This is a genomic window from Rhodococcus sp. LB1 (assembly GCF_001583455.1).
In the GTDB taxonomy this organism is placed as follows: domain Bacteria; phylum Actinomycetota; class Actinomycetes; order Mycobacteriales; family Mycobacteriaceae; genus Rhodococcus_F; species Rhodococcus_F opacus.
In genome coordinates, this window is the sequence record NZ_LTCZ01000393.1 from 1 (window position 1) to 10,159 (window position 10,159).

At 66.6% G+C, this 10,159-nt stretch carries 10 protein-coding genes; 6 read left to right on the top strand and 4 right to left on the bottom strand.

The genetic code is table 11. The annotated features are described in order from the left end of the window. Window positions 1–137 precede the first annotated feature (137 nt). Window positions 138–929: an IclR family transcriptional regulator domain-containing protein gene (locus AZG88_RS37445; protein ID WP_005242619.1), complete on the top strand. Its 792-nt coding sequence runs from the start codon at window positions 138–140 to the stop codon at window positions 927–929. Between the two features lie 67 nt (window positions 930–996). On the opposite strand, the gene AZG88_RS37450 is transcribed toward AZG88_RS37445, so the two are convergent. The 4 genes from AZG88_RS37450 to AZG88_RS37465 are packed head-to-tail and all read right to left on the bottom strand — an operon-like array spanning window position 997 to window position 4,650. Then, a complete protein-coding gene (locus AZG88_RS37450) occupies window positions 997–1,878 on the bottom strand; it encodes an amidohydrolase family protein (RefSeq protein WP_061045468.1) in 882 nt (293 codons plus the stop codon). A 30-nt stretch (window positions 1,879–1,908) separates the two neighbouring features. Next, on the bottom strand, window positions 1,909–2,709 hold the full coding sequence (locus AZG88_RS37455; protein WP_005242621.1) for an SDR family NAD(P)-dependent oxidoreductase: 801 nt from the start codon (window positions 2,707–2,709) through the stop codon (window positions 1,909–1,911). After that, the gene (locus tag AZG88_RS37460; RefSeq protein WP_005242623.1) at window positions 2,706–3,242 is read right to left on the bottom strand and encodes a carboxymuconolactone decarboxylase family protein; all 537 of its coding nucleotides are present in this window, start codon (window positions 3,240–3,242) and stop codon (window positions 2,706–2,708) included. The genes AZG88_RS37455 and AZG88_RS37460 overlap by 4 nt, the downstream gene beginning before the upstream one ends. 46 nt (window positions 3,243–3,288) lie before the next feature. Next, window positions 3,289–4,650, bottom strand: a complete 1,362-nt coding sequence (locus AZG88_RS37465) for a cation:dicarboxylate symporter family transporter (protein WP_231914332.1) — start codon at window positions 4,648–4,650, stop codon at window positions 3,289–3,291. A 339-nt stretch (window positions 4,651–4,989) separates the two neighbouring features. Here AZG88_RS37465 and AZG88_RS37470 point away from each other — a divergent pair, with 339 nt between their 5' ends. The 5 genes from AZG88_RS37470 to AZG88_RS54625 all read left to right on the top strand — a co-directional run bounded on the left by AZG88_RS37470 (window position 4,990) and on the right by AZG88_RS54625 (window position 9,716). Then, window positions 4,990–5,868 carry an alpha/beta fold hydrolase gene (locus tag AZG88_RS37470; RefSeq protein WP_231914333.1) on the top strand — a complete coding sequence of 293 codons (879 nt, stop codon included), beginning with the start codon at window positions 4,990–4,992 and terminating at the stop codon, window positions 5,866–5,868. 77 nt (window positions 5,869–5,945) lie between these two features. Further along, window positions 5,946–6,923: a Bug family tripartite tricarboxylate transporter substrate binding protein gene (locus AZG88_RS37475; RefSeq protein ID WP_061700576.1), complete on the top strand. Its 978-nt coding sequence runs from the start codon at window positions 5,946–5,948 to the stop codon at window positions 6,921–6,923. Continuing rightward, window positions 6,920–7,543, top strand: a complete 624-nt coding sequence (locus AZG88_RS37480) for a tripartite tricarboxylate transporter TctB family protein (RefSeq protein WP_061700577.1) — start codon at window positions 6,920–6,922, stop codon at window positions 7,541–7,543. The genes AZG88_RS37475 and AZG88_RS37480 overlap by 4 nt, the downstream gene beginning before the upstream one ends. Beyond that, entirely contained in the window at window positions 7,543–9,051 is a 1,509-nt protein-coding gene (locus AZG88_RS37485) for a tripartite tricarboxylate transporter permease (protein WP_061700578.1), read from the top strand. Before AZG88_RS37480 ends, AZG88_RS37485 begins: the two co-directional genes overlap by 1 nt. A 212-nt stretch (window positions 9,052–9,263) precedes the next feature. After that, window positions 9,264–9,716, top strand: coding sequence for an alpha/beta fold hydrolase (locus AZG88_RS54625; RefSeq protein ID WP_231914334.1), 453 nt, complete (start codon window positions 9,264–9,266; stop codon window positions 9,714–9,716). Window positions 9,717–10,159 lie beyond the last annotated feature (443 nt).

The following is a 10,159-nucleotide window of genomic DNA, read 5'->3' on the forward strand; positions in this document are numbered from 1 at the left end:
GGGATCGGGCGGGTGGCAGCGTTGCGTCGGGGGTACTGGCCGACTGGACGTTAGGATGGGTTTCGGCCGTGCCCAGCGTGCTCAGAGACTGCAGCGGCGTGCGACCGGGGTGCGTACGCGAGGAGGAGCACAGGCAGATGCCGAGAGACGATCCGGACTACATCGAGTCGGTCAGCAAGGCGTTTCAGGTGATCGAGGCGTTCAGCGCCGAGCATCCCGCCCTGACCATTTCGGAGGCGTCCGCGCTGACCGGGCTGACCCGGCCCACGGTGCGGCGGATACTGCTGACGTTGGTGCGGCTGGGCTTCGCCTCGCCCGCGGAGAACAAGACGTTCGTGCTGACGCCGCAGATGATGCGGCTCGGGTACGCCTACCTGTCGTCGACGCCGGTGTGGGATCACGCGATGCCCTACATGCGGGATCTCGCCGATTCGGTGCGGGAGTCGGTGTCTTTGGCGGTCCTGGACGCTCCCGACATCGTGTACGTGGCCCGCGTTCCGGCGGCCCGGTCGATGACGATCACGTTGACCGTGGGAGCACGGCTGCCGGCGTATCCCACGTCGTTGGGCCGGGTGCTGTTGGCCTCGTTGTCGCCGCAGGCGCTGGACGAGTATCTCGCGAGCACCGAACTACGACGATTGACTCCCACGACGATCTGCGATCCGGACGAACTGCGTGAGGAACTTGCCCGGGTCCGCAAGCAGGGTTTCGCGATCATCGACGGCGAGCGGGAGGAAGGGGTGCGGTCGGCGGCCGTGCCCGTGCACGACCATCAGGGCCGCCCGATCATGGCGCTGAACGTCTCTGCCAATGCGGCACGGGTGACGGTGCAGTCTCTGGAAGAGGAGGTCGTCCCGCAGTTGCTGCGTACCGCGGAAACGATCTCGAGTCACAGCCGCTTTTCTCGGCATCACACCGCCTCGGGCTGACCGACAGACACGGGCGCAGACCCTGGAAAGGATCTGCGCCCGTATTGATTTCAGACGGCGCTGGTTGTCAGGCGAAGTCGAACAGTTCGGTCGGGTTGTCGACGAGGAGTTTGTGTCGGTTTCGCTCGTCGGGAACGATGTCCGGGACGCCGTCGAGGAGAATCCCGTCGTCGGGCATCGGGCCGTGCAGATTGGGGTGGGGGAAGTCGGTCCCCCACACGACCCGCTCGGGGGCGTGCGCCGCCAGGGATGCGGCCAGCGCGTTGGCGTCGTCGTAGGGCGCGCCGGTGAGGGTGACGCGGTAGGTGCCGCTGAGCTTGAGCCAGACGGTGCCGGTGTCGAGCAGTCGGCGCAGTGCCTGCACGGGCGGGCCGTCGAGTCCGTCGTTCAAGTCCACCCGGCCGAGGTGGTCGATCACCACGCGGGTGGGGATCTCGGTGATGACACCGAAGCGGTCGACGGGTCCGGTGCCCGCGACGTGAATCTCGACGTGCCAGCCGAGCGGCTCGACCAGGTCGGCGTACCGCAGAATCTCCTCGTCCGTCGGCGCGGCCCCGAGGTGCGGCATGAACTGAAGCCGGATTCCCCGCACACCCTCGGCGTGCAGTCGGTCGAGTTCGCTGCGCGGGGTGTCGAGGCCGATCAGGGCGACACCGCGGTAGCGGCCGCCGCCGATACGCAGCGCATCGATCAGGACCGCGTGATCGCGTCCGTGCGAGGCGGATTGGACGATGACCGCGCGGTCGATCCCGAGCGTCCTGTGCAACCGTGCCAGTGCGGCCTCGGGGACGTCGGGTGGGGTGAAGGTGCGGTCGGGGGCGAAGGGGAACGTCGCGGCCGGGCCGAAGACGTGGCAGTGGCTGTCACACGATCCCGGCGGGGGCCGGAAGGACGGCGGTGTGGGGTGTACGAGCGGTCCGGGGATGGTGGGTTCGGGTCCGAGGGTCATGGGATCTCCTGTCGGGCGAGGGCGGCGTCGTCAGTCGCAGCGGGCGGACATGCCGCCGTCGACGACGATCTCGGTGGCGGTGATGAACCGTGCCTCGTCGGAGGCGAGGAACAGCGCGACGTTCGCGGTGTCACGGCCGTCGCCCATGAAGCCGAGCGGGATCCGGGCCACGCGCTGCTCGAGGAGTTTGTCGACGTCTCCCCCGGTCCGCTGGCCCGCGAGCCGGACCTCGACCATCGGGGTGTGCAGCTGGCCGGGAACGACGGTGTTCGCGCGGATGCCGAGCGGGGCGTGCTGCACGGCGATCGAGCGGGTGAAGGCGATGACGCCGGCCTTGGAGGCCGCGTAGGCGGACTGGGCGGCGCCGGTCCAGCGGATGCCGGAGGTGGAGGCGGTGTTGACGATGGCGCCCGACCCGGCTTCCTTCATGTGTGGGAGCACATGCTTGCAGGTCAGAAAGGTTGTGGTGAGATTGAATTCGAGCTGACGGTTCCAGTCGGCCTCGCTCATTTCCACCGGTCCCCCGGCGCGAGATCCGCCGACGTTGTTGACCAGGACGTCGATGGATCCGAGTGTTTTGCGGCATTCGTCGACCATGGCGCGCACTGCGTCGGTGTCGGTGACGTCGCACTGGAACGGGACGATGGCACCGTCGGGGCCGTCGAAGCGGGCGACGGTTTCGTCGAGGGCGTCGCGGTTGAGGTCGACGGCGAAGACGCGTGCGCCCTCTTCGGCGAAGCGGACGGCCGCTGCCCGGCCGTTGCCCCAGCCCGGGCCGACGCTGCCGGCTCCGGTGACGATCGCGACTTTGCCTTGCAGGCGTGCACTCATGCTGTTACTTCACTTTCTTCGGTCTGTCGTTGCTGTCCGACGTGGAGGGCGACGAGGAACCTCGACACCATGTTGTAGGCGGCGATGGTTCCGGTGAGTTCGACGAACTGCTGGGTGCCCAGTTCCGCGTGCAGTCGGTCGCTGAGTTCGTCGTCGACCGACACCGTCCGGGTCATCGCATCGGTGTAGTCGCGGATCAGCAGCTGTCGCGTGGTGAGCGGTGATGCGTCGGCGCCGTCCCGTAGGGCCGCGACCTGTTCTGCGGACATTCCCTCACGCAGTGCCAGTGGGGCGTGTGCGCGCCACTCGTACTCGGCGCCGTTGAGGTCGGCGACCCGGCAGATCGCCAGCTCCCGCAACTCGCCCGGCAGGTCCATGTTGCTGCGGACCGCGCCGAGCAGGGTGTTCCAGCCGTCGGCGAAGGGTTCACTGTGCAGCAGCGCCTCGTCGAGCGGAGTGAGGTGGCCGCCGCGGCGGGCGCGCACTCGGTCGGCGACTTCTCCGGTACCCGTCGCGGGTACGACTCTTGCCACGATTATTCGTCCTTTGGTCGATCGGTGTTCTGGCGGGGTGGGCGCGTCATCTCGCGGCGAATTCTTTTGGGGCGATGGCCGGTTCGGCATCGATCACAGTCGGGGTGGGGTGCCCCTTCATGACCTCGGTGGCGTACGTCGAATCGAACTGCTTCTCCCAGCGGCTGACGACGATGCTGCCGAGCATCTGACCGGACAGACTGACCAGGCCGCGCATGGTGGACATGAACCGGTCGACGCCGAGGATGAGCATGATGCCCGCGACCGGAATGACCCCGGTGGTGGGCAAGGTCGCGGCGAGGATGACGAATCCTGCGCCGGCCACCCCGGCCGCGCCCTTGGAGGTGATGAGGAAGACGGCGAGCAGGGCGAGTTGCTGGGTCAAGCTCATGTCGATGCCGAAGGCCTGGGCCAGGAACAACGAGGAGAACCCGAGGTAGAGGCAGACGCCGTCGGAGTTGAAGGCGTATCCGGCGGGAACGACCAGGTTGACAATGCGGGGCGGGCAGCCGATCTTGATGAGTTTTTCCATCAGCTGTGGCATGACGGCCTCGTAGTTCGAGGTTCCCAGGGTCACCAGGATCTCGGGCTTGAAGTAGCTGTACAGGCGCAGCACTCGGATGCCGGCCATCCGGCAGATGATGCCGAAGACGGTCAGGCAGAACAGGATTCCGGTGACCCAGAACGTCACGACCAGCGAAGCCAGGCTCTGCAGGGTGGACCAGCCGTAGGCACCGGTGGCGTAGGCCATCGCACCGAAGGCGCCGATCGGTGCCAAGTACAGCACCAGCCGGACCATGTCGAAGAAGATGTCGCCGACGATCTTGATTCCCTTGACCACCGGTGCGGCCGGGGCGCCGACCACACGCAGGGAGATCGCGAACAGCAGTGCGACGAGCAGCACCTGCAGGATGCTGTGTCCGGTGCAGGCGCTGACCACGGTGTCGGGAATGATGTTGATCAGGAACGAGTACCAGTGCGTGTTCTCTGCGGTGGAGATGTATTTCTCCGCCGATCCGGTGATCGCCAGGTCGTCCGGGTTGGCGTTGACGCCGGCGCCGGGTTTGATCACGTCGACCACGACGAGCCCGACGATCAGCGCGATCGTCGTGACGACCTCGAAGTAGACGAGCGCCTCGAGACCGATGCGACCGACTCCGGCGAGCTGGCCGGACGAGGCGATACCGGTCACGATCGCGCAGAAGACCACCGGGCCGATGAGCATGCGGATCAACGAGATCCAGCCGTCACCGAGCGGTTGCAGGGCGGTACCCACGTTCGGCCAGATCAGCCCGACCACCGCGCCCAGAACGATCGAAACCAGGACGGTGACGTACAGATGCGTGGTGAAGGCCTTGCGCAAGAGCGACGGGCGTTTCGCGGGTGCCGTAGGGGTCGAGTCAGACATATCGAAGTCCATTTGTTCGCAGGACGTACATTTGTACGTAAGAAGTTCACGACGATACGGAGTGGCGTGAATCTCTGTCAACACACGCCCAGGCGTCGTCCACAGCGCACAAGATCAAGTCGGAGCAGGTCAACGTACAGTGATGACAGTCACGGTGAGGTGTTGACAGTGTCGTGGAGCACGTTTAGCGTATTCGTCAGTCGTACGAATGTACGTCTGTCGAACATCTCAGCGGGCGGTGAGCCCGCTTCACCCTCGTCTGCCGTGTGGGTCCCGGACGCCTCTCCTCTCGCCCACCCCAGAACTCGACGCCTGCCGATTCGGCATGAAGGGAACCCCGTGAACCCGAACAACCAGCCCCCCGGCCCGCTGCGTGCCGCAGCAACCGCGCCCTCGTCGGCAACACCTGCCTCGGCGGAGGTGGAACGAACGATCATCGCCTACAACGATGTTCAGATCGAAACCTTGAGCCAGGGCCACGGTTCCGTGATTGTCATCCTGCCGTCCCTCGGTCGCGCAGCCGAGGACTACGACGACGTCGCACCCCGCCTCACCGCCGCCGGTTTCCGGGTACTTCGCCCCCAGCCCCGCGGGATCGGTGAGAGTAAGGGGCCGATGGATCAGCTCGATATGCACGCCTTCGCGGCGGATGTCGCCGCTGTTCTCGACCACGAGCAGTCAGGGCCCGCGGTCGTCGTCGGTCACGCCTGGGGCAGCCAGCCCGCACGGATGTTGGCACAGGATCGGCCGGATCTGGTGCGCGGGCTGGTCATGGCCGCGGCGTCGGCCGGCAAGCTGCCTCCCGAGTCCACCGAGAAGCCCTACGGCCGATTGCGTGAGGCCATCGACGGGGCCGGCGATCTGTCGCTGCCGGAAGCGCAGCGCCTGCGCTACCTGCGGCAGGCGTTCTTCGCCCCCGGCCACGACCCCCGCCCGTGGCTGACCGGGTGGTTCCCCGAGACTCACCGCGCGCAAGCACACGCGCGCAACGTGACCCCGGTCGACGCCTACTTCGCCGGTGGCACGGTCCCGATGCTCGACCTGCAAGCCCAGTTCGACGCCGTCGTCGTGCCCGACATCTTCAAGCCGATGCTCGGCGAGCGCGTCACCGTGTCCGTCATCCCCGACGCCGGGCATGCCCTGGCGCCCGAGCAACCCGCCGCGATGAGCGAAGCGGTCGCCGACTTCGCCCGCCGCCTGTCCGGCACCGGTCGCTAGCCATGCCGCACGATGCACGCCCCTCGCCGACCGACGAGCACCGCCGACCTCGGACGCGTCCGGGGAGAGGACCCGCCATGCGACCGCTCCCCGCCGTCCTGTTCGGCCTCCTGGTCGCCGCAGTCACCGTCCTGGCCTTCGTCAACGCCGCCTCCTCGGGAGGAACGGCCACCGCACGCAGCAAACTCACCCTGGTTGCCCCCGCCGCCCCAGGCGGGGGATGGGACGGATTCGCCCGGGAAGCTCAGCAAGCACTGCGCAGTCAGGGAACGGTGAACAATCCCCAGGTCGTCAACGTCCCCGGTGCGGGCGGCACCATCGGATTGAGCCAGTTCGTCCAGAACCCGGGCCGCGAAGATGCCCTGATGGTCACCGGCGGGGTAATGGTGGGCGCGGTGGAACTGTCGGACAATCCCGAGTCCCTCGCCGACGTCGTACCGATCGCCCGGATGGCCGACTACTACGCGGCATTGGTCGTCCCCGCGGACTCGCCGATTCAGACCCTCGACGACTTCATCGCCGCGTCGCGGCGCGACCCCGGCGGAACCTCGGTCAGTGGTGGCTCCCTCGGCTCCATCGACCATCTCCTGAGCGGTCTGCTCGCCAAACAGACCGGCATCGATCCGCGAGAGGTCAACTACATCCCCTATTCCGGAGGAGGAGAGGCCTTGTCCGCCCTGCTCTCCCATGTCACCACCGCCGGCGTGTCCGGCTACAACGAGGTCAGCGACCAGATCGAGGCCGGCACCCTCCGGGCCCTGGCCATCTCCGCACCCGAGCGCATCGACGGAATCGATCTGCCGACGTTCCGGGAACAGGGCGTGGATGTGGCCATGTCGAACTGGCTGGGCGTCGTCGCAGCCCCCGGCGTCACGGATGAGGCCAAACGAGAACTCGTCGACATCGTCACCGAGATGCGGGACTCACCGCAATGGCGGGAGGCCCTCGACCGCAACAACTGGACCGACACCTTCTCGACCGACACCGAGTTCGCGCAGTTCATCGAACTCGAAGTCGCACGTGCCCAAGACATCATCGAGGACCTCGGACAATGAGTATCACCCACCGCCACCCCGTCCCGTCGACCAGCGCTCCGCAGCGACGACGATTCTGGACCGGTCGCAGCGAATTCGTGGTCGTCGCACTGCTCTACGTGCTGGCCGTCTGCTTCACGATCGGCACCGTCTCCATGCACGTCCTCGGCACCGCCGTCCCGGGCCCGCAGTTCTTCCCGATCATCGTCTGCGCCCTGCTCTACGCGACAGCGTCCGCGCTGGCCGTCGACATCCTGCGGCACCCCCGCCTGCCCGATGCCGAACCACATCCCGGCCACGGCGACTTCTCCACCGACATGCTCCGCGATCTCGGTGATGTCGGTGACGAGCGCACCGATGCCCGGCCTGCACCGATGTCGCCGCGTTGGACGACGTACTCGAATTGGCGCACCCTCGCGCAGGTTCTCGGTGCCGCCATCGTGTTTATCGTCCTGCTCGACCCGGTGGGCTGGATCCTCTGCGCCGCCTTGTTGTTCTGGGTGGTGGCCCGGGCACTGGGCAGCATGCGCCCGGTGTTCGACATCGGTGTCGCGCTGTTGTTCTCGTCCGTTATCCAGCTCGCATTCAGTGCCGGACTCGGATTGCCGCTGCCGTCCGGGTTCGTGGGAGGAATGTTCTGATGGATCAGCTTCCGCTGCTGTTCGAGGGTTTCGCGCAGGCCCTGACACCGATGAACCTGCTGTGGGTGTTGATCGGAGCGCTTCTGGGCACGGCCGTGGGCGTCCTGCCCGGCCTCGGCTCGTCGATGGCCGTCGCCTTGCTACTGCCGGTGACCTTTTCCCTGGAACCGACCGCAGCGTTCATCATGTTCGCCGGCATCTACTTCGGCGGCCTCTTCGGCGACTCCACCTCCGGGATCCTTCTCAACACCCCAGGGAACTCCTCGGCAATCGCCTCCACCTTCGAGGGCCACCGCATGGCCCGCAGCGGCCGGGCCGCCAAGGCGCTGGCGACCGCCGCCATCGGGGCCTTCATCGGCGGCATGATCGCCACCACGATGGTGGTGTTCTTCGCGCCGACCTTGGTCCGACTTGCCACGGTCTTCGGACCGGCCGAGTACTTCGCCCTGGCGGTCTTCGCGTTCCTCGCCATCTCAGCCGTGGTGTCCGAATCGGTCATCCGCGGTCTGGCCGCCCTAGGAATCGGTCTCGCCCTCGCCCTGGTCGGCATCGACGGACCGAGTGGCACCGCCCGCTTCACACTTGGCATGCCGCAACTGTTCGACGGAATCTCGGTTGTCGTCATCACCGTCGGCCTGCTCGCCCTCGGCGAAGTCTTCTACGTCTGCACCCGAATTCACCGGGACCCCGTGGCAACCAGGACACCGACTGGCGGCAGGGCTCGGCTCACCCTCGCCGACTTCCGCCGGGCGCTGCCCGCCTGGCTGCGCGGCACGGCGTTCGGGGCCCCCTTCGGCCTCATTCCTGCCGGCGGCTCCGAGGTGCCGACCTTCATGGCCTACGGCACCGAAAAGCACCTGGCCAAGCGAAGCAACGACACCGAGTTCGGCACCACCGGTTCCATCCGGGGACTGGCGGCTCCGGAGGCCGCCGCGAACGCGACCGCGGGTACTGCGATGGGCGCACTTTTGGCACTGGGACTGCCGACCTCGGCGACGGCGGCCATCATGCTCGCCGCGTTCCAGCAATACGGCATGCAGCCCGGCCCGCTGTTGTTCGAGCGCAGCGGCGACCTCGTCTGGACCCTGCTGGCTTCCCTGTTCATCGGTCTGGTCATTCTGGTCCTGATCAATATGCCGTTCGCCGGGGTTTGGGCGAAACTGTTGACGATCCCCCGGCACTACCTCTATGCCGGCATCACCGTGTTCTCCATGCTCGGGGTCTACGCCATCAGCTCGTCCGTCATCGACCTGTGGTTGCTGGTGGGCATCGGACTGATCGGTGTCATCATGCGCCGCTACAACATTCCTCTTGCCCCGGTCCTGATCGCGGTGATCCTCGGACCGATGGCCGAAACGGAACTGCGGCGGGCCCTGGCGGTGTCCGAAGGCAGCCTCGGCATCCTCGTCGACAGTCCCATCACCATCACCTTGTACCTGGCGTTGGCCACCGCGCTCGCGGTCAGCGGTGTTCAGCATCTCCGGCACCGCGCGCAGAAAGTTCGTTGACGCCACAGCCCCGAAATCGCGCCTCCCGCTTCACCGGATGCCCGTTCGCCCCGCTCACGAGCGGGGCGAACGGGCGTCCTGCGCCTGACGTACGCCGTCATTCTGCTGCGACTTCACGCAGCACATTCGCAGAACCATTCCCGCACGCATCGAGTCGTCGGGAAAGCTCATAGGAGAACGCCATGAAGTATGGTCAATTAGCGCTTGTTGCAATGGTTTCGGCACCGGCAGTCGCCTGCGCACCAGAATCGTCGACGGCTTCGGTCGAACGGGATCTGGTCACCTTCGGTGACGTGCAGATCGAAACGATCAGCCAGGGAGAGGGACCGGCCGTCATCCTGCCGTCCCTCGGAAGGAGCGCAGAAGACTACGACGACGTCGCGGCACGGTTGGCGGACGACGGTTTCCGCGTGCTGCGTCCCGAGCCGCGCGGCATCGGTCAGAGCAAGGGCCCGATGGAGGGCCTGGACATGCACGACTTCGCCGCCGACGTCGCCGCAGTCCTCGACCAGGAGAAGGTGGGCCCATCGCTGGTGGTGGGCCACTCCTGGGGTAGTCAACACTGCCTCCCGGCTCCACCGAAAAGCCCGACAGCAGAAATCGGGAGGCAATCGACGGATCGGGGAATCTTTCACTGCCCGAATCCCAGCGACTCGAATACCTGAAGCAGGCATTCTTCGCGCCCGGCCGCGACCCGAGCCCCTGGCTGACCGGATGGTATCCCGAGACGCACGACGCACAAGCGCAGGCACGCAATGAAACCCCCGTCGATGCATACTTCGCCGGCGGCTCGGTCCCGATCCTCGATCTACAGGCACAGTACGACACCGTCGTCGTACCCGACGTCTTCAAGCCGATGCTGGGTGACCGAGTGACCACCGCCGTAGTTCCCGACGCGGGGCACGCGATGGCTCCGAACAACCCGAGGCGATGAGCGATGCCATGTCCGAGTTCGCGCGCAGCGTCTATCAGATCGAACCGTAGCCGCGATTCGAAACTGGCGTACGTGTGGCGCAGCCTGTGAAGAGCGGCGGGACGTAGCCCGGGTAGAGCGATCCCGGCGGTGGTGGATGAACTCGTTGCCGCCGAATCACGATCAGAGCCCGGT

What these genes read in the sequence shown, in the direction of transcription:
- AZG88_RS37445 (WP_005242619.1), top strand. Translation starts at nt 138, where the DNA reads ATGCCGAGAGACGATCCGGACTACATCGAGTCGGTCAGCAAGGCGTTT.
- AZG88_RS37450 (WP_061045468.1), bottom strand. Translation starts at nt 1,878, where the DNA reads ATGACCCTCGGACCCGAACCCACCATCCCCGGACCGCTCGTACACCCC.
- AZG88_RS37455 (WP_005242621.1), bottom strand. Translation starts at nt 2,709, where the DNA reads ATGAGTGCACGCCTGCAAGGCAAAGTCGCGATCGTCACCGGAGCCGGC.
- AZG88_RS37465 (WP_231914332.1), bottom strand. Translation starts at nt 4,650, where the DNA reads ATGTCTGACTCGACCCCTACGGCACCCGCGAAACGCCCGTCGCTCTTG.
- AZG88_RS37475 (WP_061700576.1), top strand. Translation starts at nt 5,946, where the DNA reads ATGCGACCGCTCCCCGCCGTCCTGTTCGGCCTCCTGGTCGCCGCAGTC.
- AZG88_RS37480 (WP_061700577.1), top strand. Translation starts at nt 6,920, where the DNA reads ATGAGTATCACCCACCGCCACCCCGTCCCGTCGACCAGCGCTCCGCAG.
- AZG88_RS37485 (WP_061700578.1), top strand. Translation starts at nt 7,543, where the DNA reads ATGGATCAGCTTCCGCTGCTGTTCGAGGGTTTCGCGCAGGCCCTGACA.
- AZG88_RS54625 (WP_231914334.1), top strand. Translation starts at nt 9,264, where the DNA reads ATGGTTTCGGCACCGGCAGTCGCCTGCGCACCAGAATCGTCGACGGCT.